The 21,450-nt window shown below is 66.7% G+C and carries 23 protein-coding genes and 1 pseudogene; 16 read left to right on the top strand and 8 right to left on the bottom strand.

Annotation, left to right across the window (positions count from 1 at the left end; translation table 11 throughout):
* Window positions 1-13: 13 nt before the first annotated feature.
* From W7S_RS22970 to W7S_RS22955, 4 genes are all read right to left on the bottom strand, one after another.
* Entirely contained in the window at window positions 14-466 is a 453-nt protein-coding gene (locus tag W7S_RS22970; RefSeq protein WP_008261284.1) for a DUF5078 domain-containing protein, read from the bottom strand.
* A 79-nt stretch (window positions 467-545) separates the two neighbouring features.
* Window positions 546-1,457 carry a crotonase/enoyl-CoA hydratase family protein gene (locus W7S_RS22965; RefSeq protein ID WP_008261283.1) on the bottom strand — a complete coding sequence of 304 codons (912 nt, stop codon included), beginning with the start codon at window positions 1,455-1,457 and terminating at the stop codon, window positions 546-548.
* 7 nt (window positions 1,458-1,464) lie between these two features.
* Complete coding sequence (locus W7S_RS22960; protein WP_008261279.1) at window positions 1,465-1,776, bottom strand: hypothetical protein; 312 nt, start codon at window positions 1,774-1,776, stop codon at window positions 1,465-1,467.
* 10 nt (window positions 1,777-1,786) lie between these two features.
* Entirely contained in the window at window positions 1,787-3,967 is a 2,181-nt protein-coding gene (locus tag W7S_RS22955) for a prolyl oligopeptidase family protein (RefSeq protein ID WP_008261277.1), read from the bottom strand.
* 65 nt (window positions 3,968-4,032) lie between these two features.
* Here W7S_RS22955 and W7S_RS22950 point away from each other — a divergent pair, with 65 nt between their 5' ends.
* The 6 genes from W7S_RS22950 to W7S_RS22925 all read left to right on the top strand — a co-directional run bounded on the left by W7S_RS22950 (window position 4,033) and on the right by W7S_RS22925 (window position 8,785).
* On the top strand, window positions 4,033-5,556 hold the full coding sequence (locus tag W7S_RS22950) for an aldehyde dehydrogenase family protein (protein ID WP_008261276.1): 1,524 nt from the start codon (window positions 4,033-4,035) through the stop codon (window positions 5,554-5,556).
* Between the two features lie 28 nt (window positions 5,557-5,584).
* Window positions 5,585-6,091 (top strand): DUF779 domain-containing protein, encoded by a 507-nt coding sequence (locus W7S_RS22945; RefSeq protein WP_050782791.1) that lies wholly within the window; start codon window positions 5,585-5,587, stop codon window positions 6,089-6,091.
* 19 nt (window positions 6,092-6,110) lie between these two features.
* A complete protein-coding gene (locus W7S_RS22940) occupies window positions 6,111-6,389 on the top strand; it encodes a putative holin (RefSeq protein WP_026071173.1) in 279 nt (92 codons plus the stop codon).
* Complete coding sequence (locus tag W7S_RS22935; RefSeq protein WP_008261270.1) at window positions 6,382-6,954, top strand: hypothetical protein; 573 nt, start codon at window positions 6,382-6,384, stop codon at window positions 6,952-6,954. Before W7S_RS22940 ends, W7S_RS22935 begins: the two co-directional genes overlap by 8 nt.
* 144 nt (window positions 6,955-7,098) lie before the next feature.
* Window positions 7,099-8,496 carry a dihydrolipoyl dehydrogenase gene (gene lpdA / locus W7S_RS22930; RefSeq protein WP_008261269.1) on the top strand — a complete coding sequence of 466 codons (1,398 nt, stop codon included), beginning with the start codon at window positions 7,099-7,101 and terminating at the stop codon, window positions 8,494-8,496.
* A 7-nt stretch (window positions 8,497-8,503) separates the two neighbouring features.
* On the top strand, window positions 8,504-8,785 hold the full coding sequence (locus tag W7S_RS22925) for a hypothetical protein (protein ID WP_008261268.1): 282 nt from the start codon (window positions 8,504-8,506) through the stop codon (window positions 8,783-8,785).
* Here W7S_RS22925 and W7S_RS22920 read toward each other — a convergent pair.
* Both W7S_RS22920 and ramB read right to left on the bottom strand, forming a co-directional pair.
* Window positions 8,780-9,340, bottom strand: coding sequence for a carboxymuconolactone decarboxylase family protein (locus tag W7S_RS22920; protein WP_008261267.1), 561 nt, complete (start codon window positions 9,338-9,340; stop codon window positions 8,780-8,782). The genes W7S_RS22925 and W7S_RS22920 overlap by 6 nt on opposite strands.
* A complete protein-coding gene (gene ramB / locus W7S_RS22915; RefSeq protein ID WP_008261266.1) occupies window positions 9,337-10,752 on the bottom strand; it encodes an acetate metabolism transcriptional regulator RamB in 1,416 nt (471 codons plus the stop codon). Before ramB ends, W7S_RS22920 begins: the two co-directional genes overlap by 4 nt.
* A 158-nt stretch (window positions 10,753-10,910) precedes the next feature.
* On the opposite strand from ramB, the gene W7S_RS22910 reads away from it, so the two are divergent.
* The 4 genes from W7S_RS22910 to W7S_RS22895 all read left to right on the top strand — a co-directional run bounded on the left by W7S_RS22910 (window position 10,911) and on the right by W7S_RS22895 (window position 15,296).
* Window positions 10,911-11,708, top strand: coding sequence for an acyl-[acyl-carrier-protein] thioesterase (locus W7S_RS22910; RefSeq protein ID WP_008261265.1), 798 nt, complete (start codon window positions 10,911-10,913; stop codon window positions 11,706-11,708).
* Window positions 11,709-11,976: 268 nt separating this feature from the next.
* Window positions 11,977-13,263, top strand: coding sequence for an isocitrate lyase (gene aceA / locus W7S_RS22905; protein ID WP_008261263.1), 1,287 nt, complete (start codon window positions 11,977-11,979; stop codon window positions 13,261-13,263).
* 209 nt (window positions 13,264-13,472) lie between these two features.
* Window positions 13,473-14,336, top strand: coding sequence for a 3-hydroxybutyryl-CoA dehydrogenase (locus W7S_RS22900; protein WP_014381237.1), 864 nt, complete (start codon window positions 13,473-13,475; stop codon window positions 14,334-14,336).
* A gap of 99 nt (window positions 14,337-14,435) precedes the next feature.
* A complete protein-coding gene (locus tag W7S_RS22895) occupies window positions 14,436-15,296 on the top strand; it encodes a cyclopropane mycolic acid synthase family methyltransferase (RefSeq protein WP_008261260.1) in 861 nt (286 codons plus the stop codon).
* 60 nt (window positions 15,297-15,356) lie between these two features.
* On the opposite strand, the gene pcaA is transcribed toward W7S_RS22895, so the two are convergent.
* A complete protein-coding gene (gene pcaA / locus W7S_RS22890; protein ID WP_008261257.1) occupies window positions 15,357-16,223 on the bottom strand; it encodes a cyclopropane mycolic acid synthase PcaA in 867 nt (288 codons plus the stop codon).
* 181 nt (window positions 16,224-16,404) lie between these two features.
* Window positions 16,405-17,091, bottom strand: coding sequence for a TetR/AcrR family transcriptional regulator (locus W7S_RS22885; RefSeq protein ID WP_026071174.1), 687 nt, complete (start codon window positions 17,089-17,091; stop codon window positions 16,405-16,407).
* A gap of 177 nt (window positions 17,092-17,268) precedes the next feature.
* Between W7S_RS22885 and W7S_RS22880 the strand changes: the two genes are divergently transcribed.
* The 6 genes and pseudogenes from W7S_RS22880 (at window position 17,269) to deoC (ending at window position 21,437) form a co-directional block, all read left to right on the top strand.
* A complete protein-coding gene (locus W7S_RS22880) occupies window positions 17,269-18,651 on the top strand; it encodes a DUF445 domain-containing protein (protein ID WP_085976460.1) in 1,383 nt (460 codons plus the stop codon).
* 82 nt (window positions 18,652-18,733) lie between these two features.
* A pseudogene (locus tag W7S_RS22875) lies at window positions 18,734-19,172 on the top strand (helix-turn-helix domain-containing protein).
* A gap of 189 nt (window positions 19,173-19,361) precedes the next feature.
* Window positions 19,362-19,979 carry a heparin-binding hemagglutinin HbhA gene (hbhA, locus tag W7S_RS22870; protein ID WP_008261246.1) on the top strand — a complete coding sequence of 206 codons (618 nt, stop codon included), beginning with the start codon at window positions 19,362-19,364 and terminating at the stop codon, window positions 19,977-19,979.
* A gap of 87 nt (window positions 19,980-20,066) precedes the next feature.
* The gene (locus W7S_RS22865) at window positions 20,067-20,354 is read left to right on the top strand and encodes a DUF2516 family protein (RefSeq protein WP_008261234.1); all 288 of its coding nucleotides are present in this window, start codon (window positions 20,067-20,069) and stop codon (window positions 20,352-20,354) included.
* 4 nt (window positions 20,355-20,358) lie between these two features.
* Window positions 20,359-20,763, top strand: coding sequence for a DUF2599 domain-containing protein (locus tag W7S_RS22860; RefSeq protein WP_008261232.1), 405 nt, complete (start codon window positions 20,359-20,361; stop codon window positions 20,761-20,763).
* Entirely contained in the window at window positions 20,760-21,437 is a 678-nt protein-coding gene (gene deoC, locus W7S_RS22855; RefSeq protein ID WP_008261230.1) for a deoxyribose-phosphate aldolase, read from the top strand. Before W7S_RS22860 ends, deoC begins: the two co-directional genes overlap by 4 nt.
* Window positions 21,438-21,450: the final 13 nt, after the last annotated feature.

Below are 21,450 nucleotides of genomic sequence, written 5' to 3'. Positions count from 1 at the left end.
TATGCCGTGAGGATTACGACCAGTTCCACACCGACATGTCGCCGGGCGGGTAGGTGTTGCAGATGTCGGTGGCCTTGGCGACCACGCCCTTGTTGTTCCAGAAGATCTTCATGTGGTTGGGCCAGGCCAACCACAGCGGATCGGCCTGTGGCGCATAGAAGTTCTCGGAGTAGTTCCGGCGGTCGGCCGGCGACAACGCATAGAACCAGTGGGCCTTGTCGATGGCGGCCTGGTTCACGTTGGGGTGGTTGTTGAAGTCGATCATGTAGCGCTGGTAGTACACCGGGCTGGTGTCCCGGGTTGCCGCCAGGATCTGCTCAGCATCACATGTGGTGTTGATCATCCGGCGGGGGATCGGGAAGTCCTCCGTGGAGTCGGCTACCGCGGTCGACGGGAAGATCGCAGCGGTAACACCCAGAGCAAGGAACACAGCGCCTGCACGCAGGCCGGTACTCAGCCGAGACATAGCAGTTACGGTAGCACTTTTTGGCCGGACGCGGATATTTCCCAGCTGACTGCCAGGGGATCTCTAGCCTGTCTCAGTATCAGTCCCGATCAGGGACGATGACGTGTGACGGGTCCGGCCGCAGCTCCGGCGGGGCCTGGCTGTAGTCCCCGAACGGGCCGTCGCGGCGCTCGACGGCGGCGCGCACGCCCTCGTCCTCCGCGATCTTGATGAAGCCCAGGGCGTCGGGCGTATTGCGCATCAGGCCGTCGAGGATGCCGCCCAGCGTCTGGGTGGAGGCCAGGCCCATGTTCTCGTAGGCCTGGTTAACGATCAGCTTTTGCGCCTGCAACTGCGACAAGGGGATCTGCGCCAGTTCGGCCGCGATCTCGGCCACCCGCGCTTCGAGGCGCTCGAAGGGCACCGCCTCGTTGATCAGCTCGATCTCCGCGGCCTGCACGCCGGTCAGGGGACGCCCGGTCAGCGAGTGCCACTTCACCTTGGCCAGGCTCAGCCGGTAGAGCCACATCCCGGTCAGGTACGCGCCCCACATCCTGCTGTAGGGGGTGCCGATCACGGCGTCCTCGCTGGCGATGACGAGATCGGCGCACAGCGCGTAGTCGCTGGCACCGCCCACGCACCAGCCGTGCACCTGGGCGATCACCGGTTTGGACGCCCGCCAGATGGCCATGAACTTTTGCGTCGGCCCGGTCTCGCGGGCGCTGACCATCGCGAAGTCCTTGCCGGGATCCCACTTTCCGTCGCTCATCATGGATTCGCCCCAGTGCTGGAAACCGCCGCCGAAGTCGTAGCCGCCGGAGAACGCCCGGCCCGCCCCGCGCAGCACGATGACCTTGACGGCCGGGTCGCGCTCGGCCAGGCCGACCGCGGCCTCGATCTCGTCGGGCATGGGCGGCACGATCGTGTTCAGCTGCTCGGGCCGGTTCAGCGTGATGGTGGCCACCGGGCCGGCCGTGCGGTAGAGCAGGGTCTGGAAGTCGCTGCTTGGCATGGCGTCCTTAAGGGTCGGGCTGCCGGTTTTCCGGTGACGAGGCGTAGATCCGCCCGGCGATCTTCAGATACGGCGTGGTGAGGTAGGCCGAGAAGGCGACGATGGCCGAAAAGATCGCCGCCACGACGACCCCGTTGGGCCACAGCTGGCCGGTCCCCACCGCGAAGCAGGCGATGCCGATGATCGCAGTCGCCCAGTAGAACCGCCGGCCCGCGCGACGGTCGTTGATGAAGCGGTACCGTGCCTGGGCCGCCGACGCCAGGATGAAGATCAGCCCGGTCGCCAACAGGGTGAGTTCGATGCGCTGCGCCGCTGACACGTCGTTGATCCTATGACTGCGTGCGCCCGCCCAGCATCTGCCATAGGAACGAGTAGGTCAGCGCCGACTTGAAGGCGACCTGCTCGTTGTCGGCCGCGCCGGCGTGGCCGCCCTCGATGTTCTCGTAGTAGAACACCGGGTGGCCGGCGGCCTCGAGGGCCGCGGTCATCTTGCGGGCGTGCCCCGGATGCACCCGGTCGTCGCGGGTGGACGTGGTCATCAGCACCGGCGGGTACCGGCGCGTCGCCGAAATGTTTTGGTAGGGCGAGTATTCGGCGATGAATTTCCAATCGTCGGGGTTGTCCGGGTCACCGTACTCGGCCACCCACGACGCGCCGGCCAGCAGCAGGTGGTAGCGCTTCATGTCCAGCAGCGGGACGCTGCACACCAGCGCGCCGAATTTCTCCGGGTACTGGGTCAGCATGATGCCCATCAGCAGGCCGCCGTTGCTGCCGCCCTGCGCGCCGAGCTGCTCGACGCGTGTGATGCCGCGGTCCACCAAATCGGTTGCCACGGCGGCGAAGTCCTCGGCGACCTTGTGCCGGCCCTCGCGTATCGCCTGGGTGTGCCACTCGGGGCCGTATTCGCCGCCGCCGCGGATGTTGGCCAACACGTACGTGCCGCCGCGGGCCAGCCACAGCCGCCCCAGCACGCCGCTGTAACCGGGCGTGTTCGACGATTCGAATCCGCCGTAGCCGTAGAGCAGGGTGGGCGCCGGTCCGTCGGACGCCGGGCCGGCGGGCCGCACCACGAAGTAGGGGATCGGCGTGCCGTCCTTCGACTTCACGAAGTTCTGTGTCACGGAGATGTTTTCGGCATCGAAGAACGCCGGGGCGGACTTGAGCTGTTCGAGGGCCCCGTCGTCGGTGCCCCGCATCAGCCGGGACGGTGTGTCGAATCCACTGGAATCCAGGAAGAACTCGTCGCCGGTGTCGTCGGCGGAGACGACGACGGTGTTGGTGGCGGCCGGGATCCCGGCCACGGGTTCGCGGCGCCAGGATGCCCGTGACGATCGCAAGCGCGGCGGAGCCGGGCGCAGCGGGTCGTCACCCGATGCCCGTGACGATCGCAAGCGCGGCGGAGCCGGGCGCAGCGGGTCGTCACCCGATGGCCGTGACGGCGTGACGATCTCGACGCGACTGGCCACGTCCACCAGCGAGACGATCACCAGCCGGTCGCGGGTCCACGCGTAGTGGTTGAGCGCCGTGTGTTCGTCGGGTTCGAAGACCACCTGCAATTGCGCTGTGCCGCCGAGGAATTCCTCGTAGTCGGCGGCCAGCAGCGACCCGGCGCCATAGGTAGTGCCGCCGAAGAACCAATCGCTGCGCAGCTCGACCAGCAGCCATTCGCGGTGCAGGCTCACGCTGGCGTCGGTGGGGGTGTCGATGCGGATGAGTTCCGGCCCGCGCAGCTCGTAGAGTTCTTCGTTCCAGAAGTCCAGCGCCCGCCCGATCAGGGTGCGCTCGTACCCGGGGATCCGGCTGGCGCTGGCCGCCACGTTCACGTCGGAACGGGCGCCCTCGAAGACGGTCTCGGCCTCGGCCAGGGGTGTGCCCCGGCGCCACCGCTTGACCACCCGCGGGTAGCCCGAATCGGTGAGCGTGTCGGGCCCGAAGTCGGTGCCGACCAGGACGGTGTCGGGGTCTTCCCAGCTGACCTGCGACTTGGCTTCCGGAAGTTCGAATCCGTCGGTGACGAATTCCCTTGTCAGCATGTCGAATTCGCGCACGATCGAGGCGTCCGAGCCGCCGCGGGAGAGGCTGACCAGCGCGCGGGTGTACTCGGGGTAGATGACGGCGGCGCCGGCCCACACCCATTTCTCGCCGTCGGCCCGGCCCAGTTCGTCGACGTCGATCAGCACGTCCCACTCGGGGGTATCGGTGCGGTAGCTGTCCAGCGTGGTGCGCCGCCACAGCCCGCGGGGGTTGGCCGCGTCACGCCAGAAGTTGTAGAGGTATTCGCCGCGGCGTACCACGTAGGGGATGCGGGCGTCGGTGTCGAGCACCTCGAGCGCCTCGGTGCGCATCCGCTCGAAATCGGTGTCGCGGAAGCGCGCCAGCGTCGGCTCGTTGCGCGCCCGCACCCAATCCAGCGCCTCGTCGCCGGTGACGTCCTCGAGCCAGAGGTAGGGGTCTTCGCTGTCCTGAGGGTCGGTGCGCGCGTGCGGCGTCGTGGAAGCGTTGGAAGCCATGGAAGCCATTGTGGCCACGGCGGTACTGTGAGGTGTATTACACAGCCGAACGAGGAGTGAGAGCAGTGACCGTTTTCGCACGTCCAGGTGCCGCCGGGGCGTTGATGTCGTATGAGTCTCGCTACGAGAACTTCATCGGGGGGCAGTGGGTTCCGCCGGCGCGGGGGCGCTACTTCGAGAACCCGACACCGGTCACCGGCCAGACGTTCTGCGAGGTGGCCCGTTCGGATGAAGCCGACGTCGACAAGGCGCTCGACGCCGCCCACGCGGCCGCGCCGGCGTGGGGTAAGACGGCGCCGGCCGAGCGCGCCGCGATCCTGAACAAGATCGCCGACCGCATCGACGAACACACCGCCGCGCTGGCGGTGGCCGAGGTCTGGGACAACGGCAAGCCGATCCGCGAGGCGCTGGCCGCCGACATCCCCTTGGCGGCCGACCACTTCCGGTACTTCGCCGCGGCGCTGCGCGCCCAGGAGGGCTCGCTGAGCCAGATCGACGACGACACCGTCGCCTACCACTTCCACGAGCCGCTCGGCGTGGTCGGGCAGATCATCCCGTGGAACTTCCCCATCCTGATGGGCGCCTGGAAGCTGGCGCCCGCGTTGGCCGCCGGCAACGCGGTGGTGCTCAAACCCGCTGAGCAGACGCCGGTTTCGGTGCTCTACCTGATGTCGCTGATCGGCGATCTGCTGCCGCCCGGGGTGATCAACGTCGTCAGTGGGTTCGGCGCCGAGGCCGGTAAGCCGCTGGCATCGAGCAACCGGATCGCCAAGATCGCGTTCACCGGCGAGACCACCACGGGGCGACTGATCATGCAGTACGCGTCGCAGAACCTGATCCCGGTCACCCTCGAACTCGGGGGCAAGAGCCCCAACATCTTCTTCTCCGATGTGATGGCCAAGGCCGACGACTATCAGGACAAGGCTCTGGAGGGCTTCACGATGTTCGCCCTCAACCAGGGCGAGGTGTGCACCTGCCCGTCGCGCAGCCTGGTCCAGGCCGACATCTACGACGAGTTCCTGGAGCTGGCCGCGATCCGCACCAAGGCGGTCCGGCAGGGCGACCCGCTGGACTCCGAGACCATGCTGGGGTCGCAGGCGTCCAACGACCAGCTGGAAAAGGTGTTGTCCTACATCGAAATCGGCAAGGACGAGGGCGCCAAGGTGATCACCGGAGGCGAACGCGCCGAGCTCGGCGGCGACCTGTCCGGCGGCTTCTACATGCAGCCCACCATCCTGGGCGGCGACAACTCGATGCGGGTCTTCCAGGAGGAGATCTTCGGGCCGGTGGTGGCGGTGACGTCGTTCTCCGATTACGACGACGCCATGTCGATCGCCAACGACACCCTCTACGGCCTGGGGGCGGGGGTGTGGAGCCGCGACGGCAACACCGCCTACCGGGCCGGGCGCGACATCCAGGCCGGCCGGGTGTGGGTGAACTGCTACCACGTCTATCCCGCCCACGCGGCGTTCGGCGGCTACAAGCAGTCCGGCATCGGCCGGGAGAACCACAAGATGATGCTGGACCACTATCAGCAGACCAAGAACATGCTGGTGTCCTACTCCGAGAAGGCGCAAGGGTTCTTCTGACGCGCCGGCGACGATGCAGAGCGAAGCGATGAGTGGAAGCGGCGCGAGGGGTCTCGCGCCCGCCGGAGTGGCCATCACCGCCCCGGCCGCCGAGGTACTGACGCGGCTGCAGGCGGCGCACGGCCCGGTGATGTTCCACCAGTCCGGCGGCTGCTGCGACGGCTCGTCGCCGATGTGCTACCCGCTCGGCGACTTCCTGGTCGGCGATCGCGACGTCCTGCTCGGCGTGCTCGACGTCGGACCCGACGGCGTGCCGGTGTGGATTTCGGGCCCGCAGTACGCGGCCCACTATCGCGACAAGCACACCCAGTTGGTGATCGACGTGGTGCCCGGCCGCGGCGGCGGGTTCAGCCTGGAGGCACCCGACGGCGTCCGGTTCCTGTCCCGCGGCCGCGTCTTCACCGCCGAAGAACAGGCGTCTTTGGCCGGCGCGCCGGTCATCACGGGCGCCGGTTACGAGCGGGGTGAACGGCCCGCGACACGCGGTCCGGTGGTGGCCGGCGCGGGCGCGCAGACATGCCCTGCGCCTCGGTGACCGCAGTACAGTCGAGAAAGTGATTCCCCTGCCCCGTCCCTGGTTACTGGCCGGCGCCATGCTGATCGGAAGCGCGGTCGGGGCCCTGGCGTGCGTGGCGTACACCGTCGTGGTCCACGCCAGCGTCCGCCCGGACATCGCGATCGCGTCGGTGGTTGGCATCCCCAGCGTCGTCGGGCTGACGATGATCCTGTTCTCCGGGCGCCGCTGGGTCACCGCGCTGGGCGCGTTCATCCTGGCGGCGGCGCCGGGCTGGTTCGGTGTGCTCGTCGCGTTGCGGGTGACCGCCGGTGCCTGACGACAAGGACGCCGCGAGCCCAGGGACCGAGGCCTTCGTGCCGGACTTCTCCGACGATGAACGCGAGACCGAGGACACCGGGACCCAGTCCTGGGTCCCCGATTTCGACGACGACTCCGACTCCGAGATCGCGGACACCGGCGAGCGGCCGGCGGCCACCGAGCCCGAACCCGGCGAGCCAGAACCGGAGGCCGCCACCGGATCCGCCGTCCCGGTGCAGTCGGTCACCGTCCCCGGTCGCTACTTCTACGTCAAGTGGTGGAAGTTGGCCCTGATGCTGCTGGGCGTGTGGGCCGCCGCGGCCGTGGTCGGGCTGGGTTTGTTCTCGTGGTGGTACGGCTCGATCGACAAGACTCCGGCGCTGTTCGCGGTGCTGGTCTACGTGGCGGTGTGCGTGGTCGGCGGCGTGATGCTCGCGATGGTGCACGGCAGGCCGCTGGTTTCCGCGCTGTCGGTGGCGCTGATGTCGGGGCCGTTCGCCGCCGTGGCCGGCGCGGCACCCCTGTACGGCTATTACTACTGCGAGCGAGTGGGCCACTGCCTGGTCGGCGTCATTCCGTATTGACCTGATTCCGAGGCGCCCCGCGAGTGTGGGGGTGAGGGACGAATTTCCGGCGTTTCCGGTACGTAGCGCCCACCCTCGGCGCGTTGGAAGCGGCGCGACTCACGGCGTTGTCCGCTGCGAGCCGGCGCCCACTAGGGTGGGCACGTGACTTCTCACTATGACGTCGTCGTCCTCGGGGCCGGCCCCGGCGGATATGTCGCGGCCATTCGCGCCGCACAACTCGGCCTTTCCACCGCGGTCGTCGAGCCGAAGTACTGGGGCGGGGTTTGCCTCAACGTCGGCTGCATTCCGTCCAAGGCGCTGCTGCGCAACGCCGAACTCGCGCACATCTTCACCAAAGAGGCTAAGACCTTTGGCATCAGCGGAGAGGCGACCTTCGACTACGGCGTCGCCTTCGACCGCAGCCGCAAGGTGGCAGAGGGCCGCGTCGCGGGCGTGCACTTCCTGATGAAGAAGAACAAGATCACCGAGATCCACGGCTACGGCCGGTTCACCGACGCGAACACCATCTCGGTCGAACTCAACGACGGCGGGACCGAGACGGTCACGTTCGACAACGCCATCATCGCCACCGGCAGCAGCACCCGGCTGGTTCCGGGCACCTCGCTGTCGGCCAACGTGGTCACCTACGAGGAACTGATCCTGTCCCGCGAGCTGCCTGAGTCGATCATCATCGCCGGTTGCGGAGCGATCGGCATGGAGTTCGGCTACGTGCTGCGCAACTACGGGGTCGACGTGACCGTCGTGGAGTTCTTGGCGCGCGCGCTGCCCAACGAGGACGCCGAGGTGTCCAAGGAGGTTGAGAGGCAGTTCAAGAAGCTGGGCGTCAAAATCCTCACCGGTACCAAGGTCGAGTCGATCTCCGACAACGGTGCCGAGGTGACTGTGGCCGTCAGCAAGGACGGCAACACCCAGGAGCTCAAGGCCGCGAAAGTGTTGCAGGCCATCGGTTTTGCGCCCAACGTCGAGGGCTACGGCCTCGAGGCCGCCGGGGTCGCGCTGACCGACCGCAAGGCCATCGGCATCACCGACTACATGCGCACCAACATCGAGCACATCTACGCCATCGGCGATGTCACCGGGAAGCTGCAGCTCGCCCACGTCGCCGAGGCCCAGGGCGTCGTGGCGGCCGAAACCATCGCCGGCGCAGAGACTTTGGCGCTCGGTGACTACCGGATGATGCCGCGCGCGACCTTCTGCCAGCCTCAGGTGGCCAGCTTCGGCCTCACCGAGGAGCAGGCCCGCGAGGAAGGCCACGACGTGGTGGTGGCGAAGTTCCCGTTCACCGCGAACGGCAAGGCCCACGGTGTCGGCGACCCGAGCGGGTTCGTCAAGCTGATCGCCGACTCGAAATACGGTGAGCTGCTGGGCGGTCACCTGGTGGGGCACGATGTCTCGGAGCTGCTTCCGGAGCTGACGCTGGCGCAGGAGTGGGATCTGACCGCCACCGAGCTGGCCCGCAACGTGCACACCCACCCGACCATGTCCGAGGCGCTGCAGGAATGCTTCCACGGGCTGACCGGACACATGATCAATTTCTGAGCCGCGCATGATTCGCACCGTCACGCCCCAGACGATCGCGGGCGCCGTCGCCGGCCTGGCGACCGGTTATGTCGTGTGGCTGCTCGGCATTTCGACCGGGGACAACGCGACGGCGGGCCAGTGGGGTCCGCTGGTCTTGCTGGCCTCGGTGGTGCTGGGAATCGGCGCCGCGATCTGGGGTGCCTGGCAGCGACGACGCGGGAAGCTGGGCTGGGCGGCGTTCGCCTTCGGCCTGCCGGTACTTCCCGTGGTCCTGACGCTGGCCATTTTGGCCGACGTCTACCTATAGCTGCTGCGGGTTGTCCAGCGGAATCTCGAGCGTCGCCATCGTCGCGGCCAGCCCATCGTATTGGCTTGCCAGCAAGCAGAATTCGATCAGCTGCCGCCGGTCCAGGTGAGTCGCCAGCTCGCGCCAGGTGGCGTCGGTGACGGTGCGGTCGTTGACGAACTCGTCGGTCGCCGCCAGCAGCGCCTGCTGACGCACAGTCAGGCGCCCCTCGACCGGGTCCAGCCGTTCCGGCCACGCGAAGATCGCGGCCTGCGCGTCGGCGTCGAGCCCGGCCTTGCGCGCCATCCGGCGATGGTGCTGCAGTTCGTATTCGCATGCCCGTAGGTGTCCGACCCGCAGGATCACCAGCTCGGTGTCGATGGTCGGCAGCTTCCCGCGCAGCAGCCGGCCCCCGTAGGCCAGCCACGTCCAAAACAGCAACTGGCGCTGGCCCAGGATGGTGAACAGGTGCATCTCCGGTGCGCGCACGGTGCGCGCGCCCAGCTTCGCGATCACCCAATTGATCGGTCCCAGTTGGCGGAATCGCCCCGGCGGGATGCGGCCGTCGGGACTCACGGTTGCGTCACCAGGTACGGGGACACCGTGCTGCGATGCTCGTCGAGATCGAGCGCGCGCCCGAGCGCCGGGAAGGCGCGCTGCGGACAGTTGTCGCGCTCACAGACCCGGCATCCCGCGCCGATCGGTGTGGAGATTTCCCCCGACAAGTCGAGTCCTTCCGAGTAGACGAGCCGGTGCGCGTGGCGAAGCTCGCACCCCAGGCCGATCGCGAAGGTCTTACCGGGCTGACCATACCGGGCCGCGCGTCGTTCCACGGTGCGGGCCACCCACATGTAGTTGCGGCCGTCGGGCATCTGCGCGATCTGGACCAGGATCTTGCCCGGGTTGGCGAAGGTTTCGTAGACGTTCCACAGCGGGCAGGTGCCTCCGCTGGAGGAGAAATGAAAACCGGTGGCGGACTGGCGTTTTGACATGTTGCCGGCGCGGTCGACCCGGACGAAGGAGAACGGCACCCCGCGCATCGACGGGCGCTGCATCGTCGAGAGCCGGTGCGCGATGGTCTCGTAGCTGATCGAGTAGAAGGAAGACAACCGTTCGACGTCGTAGCGGAAATTCTCTGCGACGTCGTGGAATTGGCGGTAGGGGAGCACGGCGGCCGCGGCGAAGTAGTTGGCCAGACCGAGCCGGGCCAGCGTATGCGACTCGTCGCTGGTGAACTTGCCCTGCGCGACCAGGTCATCGATCAGATCCCCGAACTCGAGGTAGGCCAGTTCGGCGGCCATCTTGAACACCTGCTGCCCCAGCGAGAGGTGATTGCTGATCTCCAGCGTCTTGGTGGCGGGGTCGTAGCGGTGCAGCACGGTGTCGCCGAGATCGATGCGGCGGTTGATGTGCACCCCGTGCACCTCGGTGAGCCGGCGCGTCAACTCCCGGGCCAGATCGCCGTGGTGCAACCGCATCTTGATGGTGAGCTCCTCGGCGGCGGTGTCCAGCTCGTGCAGGTAGTTCTGCCGTTGGTAGAAGTAGTCGCGCACCTCCTCGTGCGGCATGGTGATCGATCCGCTGCCGCTGCCGTCGGAGAACCGCTCCTCGGTGGCGGCCGCCAGCTGCGCGGTGGTGATCCGGTAACGGCGGTGCAGGTTGACCACCGCCCGCGCCAACCCGGGATGAGCGCTGACCATTTCGGCGACCTCGGTCGGGTCGACGTCGATGTCGAGGTCGCGGTCCAGGGTGACCTCGCGCAGCTCGGCGACCAGCCGGGTGTCGTCCTGTGAGGAGAAGAACGTGGCGTCCACCCCGAACACCTCGGTGATGCGCAGCAGCACGGCCACCGTCAGGGGGCGAACGTCGTGCTCGATCTGGTTGAGGTAGCTCGGGGAGATTTCCAGCATCTGAGCCAGCGCGGCCTGGGAAAACCCGCGCTCGTTGCGCAGCTGGCGGACCCGCGAGCCGACGAACGTCTTGGACACCTCACCGAGGTTACCGGCCTTGCGAAGCTTTGGTTCGCAGAGTTGGCAGCGGGTCTCGCGCGTCGCGATTGGTGTTCGATGGCCCTCGTTGGCATTATTCGACCGGGGCCTCGGGCCTTAACCTGGGGTAACCGCGAGGAGGAAACGGGGAGCGCACCGTGAGCCTGGATAAACAACTGATGCCGGTGCCCGACGGTCACCCGGACGTTTTCGACCGCCAGTGGCCGTTGCGGGTCGGGGATATCGACCGCACGGGCCGGCTGCGACTGGACGCCGCGTGCCGGCACATCCAGGACATCGGCCAGGACCAGCTACGCGAGATGGGTTTCGAGGAGACCCATCCGCTGTGGATCGTCCGGCGCACGATGATCGACCTGATCCGACCGGTCGAATTCAGCGACATGCTGCGGATGCGCAGATGGTGCTCGGGCACCTCCAATCGCTGGTGCGAGATGCGGGTCCGCATCGACGGCAAGCGCAAGGGCGGGCTCATCGAGTCCGAGGCCTTCTGGATCAACATCAACCGGGAGACCCAGATGCCCTCGCGCATCGCCGACGACTTCCTGGCGGGCCTGCACAAGACCACGTCGGTCGACCGGCTGCGATGGAAGTCTTATCTGAAGCCGGGCAGCCGGGACGACGCGGTCGAGATCCACGAGTTTCCCGTCCGGGTCACCGACATCGACCTGTTCGACCACATGAACAACTCCGTGTACTGGAGCGTGGTCGAGGACTACCTGGCCTCGCACACCGAGCTGATGCAGGCGCCGTTGCGCATCACGATCGAGCACGAGGCGCCGGTGGCGCTGGGGGACAAGCTGGAGATCATCTCGCACATCCACCCCGCCGGATCGACCGAGCAATTCGGTCCCGACCTGGCCGATCGCACTGTTACAACGCTCACATACGCCGTCGGCGACGAGACGAAAGCCGTCGCGTCGATCTTTGCTAGGTAACAGGACAAGCGTCCCGGTTAAATTGCCCTCTGACCTGCTGCTTTGGGGTTACTGACGGGTAGCTTCTGAAACGGTCAAGCAAGTTAGCAACTTAACAAGATTCGCAAATTTGCCCGTTCCCGTTGCTGAAATTGGCAATTGAAACGGGTGGACCGGCCCCCCTGAGCTGTGCCATCTTCGAGTTAGCACACCAGTGAAGTTGAGCCGCTAGCTACCGCCGGTGAGGCGTTCAGCAACCCAGTAGTGAAGATCGTGAAGGAGCATGCCCATGTCTGTTGTTGGCACCCCCAAGAGCGCCGAACAGATTCAGAAGGACTGGGACACCAACCCGCGGTGGAAGGACGTCACCCGCACCTACAGCGCCAAGGACGTCGTCGCCCTGCAGGGCACCGTCGTCGAGGAGGCCACCCTGGCCCGCCGCGGCGCCGAGGTGCTGTGGGAGCAGCTCCACGACCTCGAGTACATCAACGCGCTCGGCGCGCTGACCGGGAACATGGCCGTCCAGCAGGTGCGCGCCGGCCTCAAGGCCATCTACCTGTCCGGGTGGCAGGTCGCCGGGGACGCGAACCTGTCCGGGCACACCTACCCCGACCAGAGCCTCTACCCGGCCAACTCGGTGCCCCAGGTGGTCCGCCGGATCAACAACGCGCTGCTGCGCGCCGACGAGATCGCCAAGGTCGAGGGCGACACCTCGGTGAAGAACTGGCTGGCCCCCATCGTCGCCGACGGTGAGGCCGGTTTCGGTGGCGCGCTCAACGTCTACGAGCTGCAGAAGGCCATGATCGCGGCCGGTGTGGCGGGCTCGCACTGGGAGGACCAGCTGGCTTCGGAGAAGAAGTGTGGTCACCTGGGCGGCAAGGTGCTGATCCCGACCCAGCAGCACATCCGCACCCTGACCTCGGCCCGGCTGGCGGCCGACGTTTGCGACGTGCCGACCGTCGTCATCGCCCGGACCGACGCCGAGGCGGCCACCCTGATCACCTCGGACGTCGACGAGCGTGACCAGCCGTTCATCACCGGTGAGCGCACCAAGGAGGGCTTCTACCGGGTCCGCAACGGCCTGGAGCCCTGCATCGCCCGGGCCAAGGCGTACGCGCCGTACTCCGACCTGATCTGGATGGAGACCGGCACTCCGGACCTCGAGCTCGCCGCGAAGTTCGCCGAGGGCGTCAAGTCCGAGTTCCCCGACCAGATGCTGGCCTACAACTGCTCGCCGTCGTTCAACTGGAAGAAGCACCTTGACGACTCCACCATCGCGAAGTTCCAAAAGGAGCTTGGCGCAATGGGATTCAAGTTCCAGTTCATCACGCTGGCCGGCTTCCACGCCCTGAACTACTCGATGTTCGACCTGGCCTACGGCTACGCCCGCAACCAGATGAGCGCCTACGTCGAGCTGCAGGAGCGCGAGTTCGCCGCCGAGGAGCGTGGCTACACCGCCACCAAGCACCAGCGTGAGGTGGGTGCCGGTTACTTCGACCGCATCGCCACCACGGTCGACCCGAGCTCGTCGACCACCGCGCTGACCGGCTCCACCGAAGAGGGGCAGTTTCACTGAGCCCGAGCTGAGCCCGAGCCGGCTTAGGCCCGTAAGCCGCGCCGAGCGTGCATCGGTGGCGAGAATTCGGCCGAACTTTCGCCCTGAGTACACGCTCGTCGCACCGAAAATGAGATGAAGTAGCGTAGGCCCCGCCCAGGCCAACCCTGGGCGGGGCCTATTGCGGTGCAAGACGATACGGTCACCGCAGAGAACCGGAGAGAATTGAAGTGAGTGACGCAGCGATTCAGCGAGTAGGCGTGGTCGGGGCCGGCCAGATGGGATCCGGCATCGCCGAGGTCTCGGTCCGCGCCGACGTCGACGTGACGGTGTTCGAGACCACCGAGGCCCTCATCGCGGCGGGACGCAACCGCATCGTCAAGTCGCTGGAGCGCGGCGTCAGCGCGGGCAAGGTCACCGAGCGCGAACGCGACCGCGCGCTGAGCAAGCTCACCTTCACCACGGACCTGAACGACCTCGCCGACCGCCAACTGGTCATCGAGGCGATCATCGAGGACGACGCCGTCAAGGCGCAGGTCTTCGCCGAACTCGACCGGGTGATCACCGATCCCGACGCGGTGCTGGCGTCCAACACCTCCAGCATCCCGATCATGAAGATCGCCGCGGCCACCAAGAACCCGCAACGCGTGCTGGGTCTGCACTTCTTCAACCCGGTGCCGGTGTTGCCGCTGGTCGAGTTGGTCAGCACGCTGGTCACCGACGAGGCCGCCGCCGCGCGCACCGAGGAGTTCGCGAGCGCGGTCCTGGGCAAGCAGGTAGTGCGCTGCTCGGACCGGTCCGGCTTCGTGGTGAACGCGTTGCTGGTGCCCTACCTGCTCTCGGCGATCCGCATGGTGGAGGCCGGATTTGCCACGGTCGAGGATGTGGACAAGGCTGTGGTGGCCGGGCTGTCGCACCCGATGGGCCCGCTGCGCCTGTCCGACCTGGTCGGCCTGGACACCTTGAAGTTGATCGCGGACAAGATGTTCGAGGAGTTCAAGGAGCCGCAGTACGGGCCGCCGCCGTTGCTGCTGCGCATGGTGGAGGCCGGCCGGCTCGGCAAGAAGACCGGCCAGGGCTTCTACAAGTACTGACCACTCGCGGGTGACATACCGCGGGGCGCATGACACGCTGGCCGCTATGCCGTCGGCTAGTATGCGTGCGTTTAATACGACGAAAGGTATGTACCGCGGATGACGAGGCTTGAGCCGTATTACGAGGAGTCGCAGTCCATCTACGACGTCTCGGACGAATTCTTCGCATTGTTTCTCGACCCGACGATGGCCTACACGTGCGCCTATTTCGAGCGCGACGACATGACCCTCGAAGAGGCCCAGTATGCGAAATTCGACCTGGCGCTGGGAAAGCTGAACCTCGAGCCGGGGATGACCCTGCTGGACATCGGCTGCGGCTGGGGCGGCGCGCTCAAACGGGCCGTCGAGCGCTACGACGTCAACGTCATCGGAATCACGCTGAGCCGCAACCAATTCGAGTACAGCAAGAAGATGCTGGCCGGATTGCCGACGGACCGCAACATCGAAGTGCGCCTGCAGGGCTGGGAAGAGTTCGAGGACAAGGTCGACCGGATCGTGACGATCGGCGCCTTCGAGGCCTTCAAGATGGAGCGCTATCCCGCATTTTTCGATCTCGCCTATGACATCCTTCCCGACGACGGCCGGATGCTTTTGCACACCATTTTGATGTATCAGTGGCAGGAATATCCCGCTCTCGGCGTCACATTGACGATGAGCGATATCCGGTTCGCGCGATTCATCGGCCAGGAGATTTTCCCGGGTGGCCAACTGCCGGCGCAGGAGGACATTTTCAAGTTCGGCGAGGCCGCCGGATTCTCGGTCGAGCGGGTGCAGTTGCTGCAGGAGCATTACGCGCGGACCCTCAACATCTGGGCGGCGAATCTGGAAGCCAATAAGGAAAAGGCGATCGCCGTCCAATCCCAAGAGGTCTACGACAAGTACATGCACTATCTGACCGGGTGCGAGAATTTCTTCCGCAAGGGCATCAGCAACGTGGGGCAATTCACGTTGGTCAAATAGCCCAGTCGAGTCAGCCCCGAACGGTGATCCGTTCGGGGCTGATTGTTTCCGTGGAGGGGGTTACTTCTTCTCCATCGTGAACTGGTTGACGTCGGTGTACCCATCCCGGAACAGCTCGGCGCAGCCGGTCAGGTACTTCATGTACCGGTCGTAGACCTCTTGGGACTGGATGGCGAGGGCCTCCTCGCGGTTGGCTTCGAGCGCCTCCGCCCACAGGTCCAGCGTCCTCGCGTAGTGCAGCCGCAGCGACTGGACGCGGGTGAGCTCGAAGCCCACCGTGACCCCGTACTCGCCGACGGTCTGGGGCGTCGGAAGCCAGCCACCCGGGAAGATCTCGGCCAGGATGAATTTCGAGAACTCGACGATCTCGTGGGTCAGGCTCAGGCCCTTGGCCCGGGCGTCCTTGAACGACGGCCGAACGATGGTGTGCAGCAACATGATTCCGCCGGGCGGAAGCGCGTTGTAGGCCATCTTGAAGAAGCGCCCGTAGCGCTGGCGGCCGAAGTGCTCGAACGCGCCGATCGAGACGATGCGGTCCACCGGTTCGTGGAACTTCTCCCAGCCCTCCAGCAGCACCCGGCGGGTGCGGGTGGTGTCCATCTGGTCGAAGGATTTCTGCACGTGCTCGGCCTGATTCTCCGACAGCGTCAGGCCCACGACGTTGACGTCGTAGCGCTCGATGGCTCGCCGCATGGTGGCACCCCAGCCGCAACCGATGTCCAGCAGCGTCATTCCCGGCTCGAGCTTGAGTTTCCCCAGCGCCAAATCGATCTTGGCGAGCTGCGCCTGTTCCAGGGTCATGTCGTCGCGCTCGAAGTAGGCGCAGCTGTAGGTCTGGGTGGGGTCCAGGAACAGCCGGAAGAAGTCGTCAGACAAGTCGTAATGGGCTTGCACGTTTCCGAAATGCGGCGTGAGCTGCACAGACATGTCGACACGAGCCTTTCTTTTCGCGGAGGGGCAGGGGCGCACAGCCGAACAAGAACCCCGCTATGTCCCCCGACGCTTCCTGCATGCTAATCCCTGAGGCAGGTGAAGTCGTCCTACCCAGGGGTTGCGTCCCAGCCTCACATGAGACCGACAGGATTCCAAAAGCGCCGGCCGGGCCGTCTCAGCCGGCGGCCGCGTCGTCGTCGTCCCGGGGCGGGACGATCGGCGACGGGTGCGGCTCCTCGCGGAATTTCTCCAGCGACCCGCCGACCTCGACGATCCCCTTCAGCGCGTTCCAGCTCAGCATCGTCAGGTAGTCGATCAACTCGTCGCGAGTCATCCGCGGATAGGACATCCAGGAGTGGGTGGCCAGCTGCACGCCGCCGACGATCAGGTACGCCCACGGCTCCGCGCCCCCGGTGTCCATGCCCGCCTGTTGCATGCGCCGGCGCATCAGCACCGCGAGCATGCGGGCGATGATCCGCTCGGAGTCGGCGATGACCTTGCTCTTGCTGGCGGAACTGTTGGCCATCACGAAGCGATAGGGCTCGGGTTCGTTCGCGACCGTTTCGACGTATACCCGGATGACCTCGCGGGTCAGGTCGAAGCCGTCGAGGTTAGACGTCAGCGCCGCAGCCATATTCGGGATCAGCGTGGTCTGGGTGAACCGCATCATCACGGCGGTGGTGAGGTCGTTCTTGTCGACGAAATAGCGGTAGAGCACCGTCTTCGAGACGCCGATCTCGGCGGCGATCTCATCCATGCTCAGGGCGCCGCCGAGGCGGCGAATCGCGTCGATCGTGCCGTCAACGAGTTCGTTACGACGCTCCACCTTGTGCTGATGCCAGCGCCGCTTGCGCCCATCCATTTTGACGCGCACAACCGTGATTTGTTCTGTCACTGTCGCCGAGTTCCCATTCCCTAGACGCCCTCGATACTACGGCGTGGACAGGTCGGTTTGTGGCGCTGGCCGGGCATGTAGCGGCGTTTGAGGGGCTCGGCAACCAGTGTCGTCACACCAATCGCCGGGAACATAGATGATGAAGTGGTGGCACACAGAGCCTCGGTGCGAGGCGACGCATCCGGCCCGCCGACGGCGAGGCCGAGTTCGGCGACGCCGTTGACGGCCGCGGGCCGGGGACGCACCTCGTTGGCCGAGTCCTTCGCGGGCGCCGATCGTGAGGCTGACGCGCAGCGACGGGTGGCGCTGCGCCGGATGAAGATGGTCGCGCTGAGCTTTTTGATCGGTGCCACCGGCGTGTTCCTCGCCTGCCGGTGGGCCCAGGCGCATGCCGGCGCGGGCGTCTGGGTGGGTTATGTCGGTGCCGCCGCGGAGGCCGGGATGGTGGGCGCCCTGGCGGACTGGTTCGCCGTGACCGCGCTGTTCAGGCACCCGCTGGGCATACCGATCCCGCACACCGCGATCATCAAACGCAAGAAAGACCAGCTGGGCGAGGGCCTGGGCGCGTTCGTGCGGGAGAACTTCCTGTCGCCGGAGGTCGTGGAAACCAAGCTGCGCGACGCCGAGGTGTCCGGCCGGCTCGGGAAATGGCTGTCGGAGGCCGCGCACGCCGAGCGGGTGGCGAGCGAGACGGCCACGGTGCTGCGGGTGCTCGTCGAGCTGCTGCGCGACGAGGACGTCCAGCAGGTGATCGACCGGATGATCGTGCGCCGCATCGCCGAGCCGCAATGGGGACCGCCCGTCGGCCGGGTGCTGGCGACGCTGCTGGCCGAGAACCGACAGGAGGCGCTGATCCAGTTGCTGGCCGACCGGGCCTTCCAGTGGTCGCTGAACGCCGGCGAGGTCATCCAGCGGGTGGTCGAGCGCGACTCGCCGACCTGGTCGCCGCGGTTCGTCGACCATCTGGTCGGCGATCGCATCCACCGCGAGCTGATGGACTTCACCGACAAGGTGCGCCGCAACCCCGACCACGAGCTGCGCCGGTCGGCGACCCGCTTCCTGTTCGAATTCGCCGACGACCTGCAGCACGACCCGGACACCATCGCGCGGGCCGACGCCATCAAAGAGCAGCTCATGGCGCGCGACGAGATCGCCAACGCCGCCGCGACGGCGTGGACGACGCTCAAACGCCTGGTGCTCGAGGGCGTGGACGACCCGTCCAGCACGCTGCGCACGCGGATCGCCGACACGGTCGTGCGCATCGGGGAGTCGCTGCGCGACGACGTCGACCTGCGGGACAAGGTCGACAACTGGCTCGTGCGGGCGGCCCAGCACCTGGTCTCGCAATATGGGGTGGAGATCACAGCGATCATCACCGACACCATCGAACGCTGGGATGCCGAGGAGGCCAGCCGGCGCATCGAACTCCACGTGGGCCGTGACCTGCAATTCATCAGGATCAACGGAACGGTGGTCGGCTCGTTGGCCGGCCTGGTGATCTACGCCGTCGCGCAGCTGCTTTTCTAGTAGTGCTAACAAGTGCTTGCAATAGCAAGCACTTGTTGTACCCTGGTGGCGTCAAGATCAACCGCCCGACCCAGGAGCACGCATGGCACCCGAGGAGAAGCTCTCCGCCAAGGTGTCCAACGCTGCCTCCGACATGGCCTCCGACATCGGCAGCTTCATCCGCAGCCAGCGTGAACTCGCGCAGGTTTCGGTGCGGCAACTCGCCGAGAAGTCCGGGGTCAGCAATCCATATTTGAGCCAGGTGGAGCGTGGATTGCGCAAACCCTCCGCCGACGTCTTGAACCAGATCGCGAAGGCCCTCCGGGTTTCCGCCGAGGTTCTCTATGTGCGCGCCGGGATTCTCGAGCCCACCGACAAGAGTCAGGTGCGAGACGCGATCGTCACCGACACTGCGATCACCGAGCGCCAAAAGCAGATCCTGCTCGACATCTACGCATCGTTCACCCAACAAAACGAATCCACCGATGAGGAGTGTTCGACCCAATCCGACACCGAGTGAACAGTCGCTCTCGGGTCGGTGATGTATAGACGACCGGCCGCCGGGGTTACCCCACAAAGAGGGATTTACCGATTCCAGCTCACGTGCTGGGCGAACTACCCCGGGTTCTGGCGGCCCCAGTTGCGAAGGAGACGTTTGCACCTAACTTCCCGACCAGACACCTGACAACGGAAAACACCAAATGCCAAACCACACCATGAAAGGAAAAACCATGGCGGAAAACTCGAACATCGAAGACTTGCGGGCTCCTTTGCTCGCGGCCCTGGGCGCGGCCGACCTGGCCCTGGCCACGGTTAACGACCTGATCGCCAGCCTGCGCGAGCGCGCCGAAGAGACCCGCGTCGAAACCCGCACCCGGGTGGAAGAGCGCCGCGCGCGCCTGACCAAGCTGCAGGAGGACCTGCCCGAGCAGTTCACCGAGCTGCGCGACCGGTTCACCGCCGACGAGCTGCGCAAGGCCGCCGAGGGCTACCTGGAGGCGGCGACCAGCCGGTACAACGAGCTCGTCGAGCGCGGCGAGGCGGCCCTGCAGCGGCTGCGCAGCCAGACGGCGTTCGAGGACGCCTCCGCGCGTGCGGAGGGCTACGTCGACCAGGCCGTCGAGCTGACCCAGGAGGCGCTGGGCACCGTCGCGTCGCAGACCCGCGCGGTCGGCGAGCGCGCCGCGAAGCTGGTCGGCATCGAGCTGCCCGGCAAGACCGAAGCGACCGCCAAGAAGGCCCAGAAGGCCGTCGGCAAGGCGCCCGCGAAGAAGGCGCCTGCCAAGAAGGCTCCGGCCAAGAAGGCTCCCGCCAAGAAGGCGGCGGCCAAGAAGGTCACCCAGAAGTAGTACGACGCTCACACGACGTTCGGCTCCGAGTCGCCCCCGGGTGACTCGGAGTCGACGTTTTGGAGGGTGCCCGCCTACGCTTGAGGCGTGAACCACCTCGTGGGTACCGTCATGCTGGTTTTGCAGATCGCCGTCTTGGTCACGGCGATCTACGCATTCGTGCACGCCGCGCTGCAGCGACCCGACGCCTACACCGCCGCCGACAAGCTGACCAAGCCCGTGTGGTTGCTGATTCTGGCCGGGGCCGTGGCCCTGACATCCATCCTGGGCTTCGTCTTCGGGGTGCTGGGCATGGCGATCGCGGCCTGCGCGGCCGGCGTGTACCTGGTCGACGTGCGGCCCAAACTCCTGGAAATTCAGGGCAAGTCGCGCTAGCGGGATGAGGCTGCTGCTGACGGCGCCGGCCGCCGCGCTCGTCGCGCTGTGCTGCCCGCCCCCGCATGCGATCGCCGCCCCCGAACCCTTGGTCGACCACACCGAATGGGCGCAGTGGCAGGGCCGTAGCAGCCTGCGGGTCTTCCCGACGCCGGCCGGCCGGACCGCCTCCCGCACGCCCACGAGCATGGCCTGGGGCGACGAGGCCTGGTCCGAGGTGCTCGCCCTGGCGCCCGACGCCGACACCCCCGGGATGCGTGCGCAGTTCCTGTGCCACTGGCAGTTCGCCGAACTGGCGCGGCCCGGCAAGACCAGCTGGAACCTCGAGCCTTGGCGGCCGGTCGTCGACGACGCCGAAATGGTTGCCTCCGACTGCAATCCGGGCGGTGGGGAAGAATCGTTCGGATGACCGGCCACCCCACCCGGGCGGAGTTGGCGGCGTTCGTCGACCACACCCTGCTCAAACCCGAAGCCAGCGCCGCCGACGTGACCGCCCTGGTCGCCGAAGCGGCCGAACTGGGCGTGTACGCGGTCTGCGTCTCGCCCTCGATGGTTCCCGTCGCCGTGCACGCCGGCGCCGGGGTGCGGGTGGCCAGCGTCGCGGGATTCCCGTCGGGCAAGCATGTTTCGGCGGTCAAGGCGCACGAGGCCGCGCTGGCCGTGGCGTCCGGCGCCTGCGAGGTCGACATGGTCATCGACGTCGGCGCGGCGCTGGCGGGCGACGTCGATGCGGTGCGCTCCGACATTCAGGCCGTGCGCGACGCCGTCGGCGGCGCGGTGCTCAAGGTGATCGTGGAATCCTCAGCGCTGCTGGCGCTGGCCGACGAGCGCACGCTGGCGCGGGTGTGCCGCGCGGCCGAAGACGCCGGCGCCGACTTCGTCAAGACCTCGACCGGGTTTCATCCGACCGGCGGCGCGTCCGCGCGGGCCGTCGCGCTGATGGCCGAGACGGTCGGTGGCCGGCTGGGCGTGAAGGCCAGCGGCGGCATCCGCACCGCCGCGGACGCGCTCGCGATGCTGGATGCCGGCGCGACCCGGCTGGGCCTCTCGGGAACCCGGGGAGTGCTCGACGGGCTCGGCTGAAACCGCCCGAGCC

Source organism: Mycobacterium sp. MOTT36Y, from assembly GCF_000262165.1.
Lineage (GTDB): Bacteria > Actinomycetota > Actinomycetes > Mycobacteriales > Mycobacteriaceae > Mycobacterium > Mycobacterium intracellulare.
Note: the sequence above shows the minus strand (reverse complement) of the source record. Positions and strands in the feature narration are given on the sequence as shown.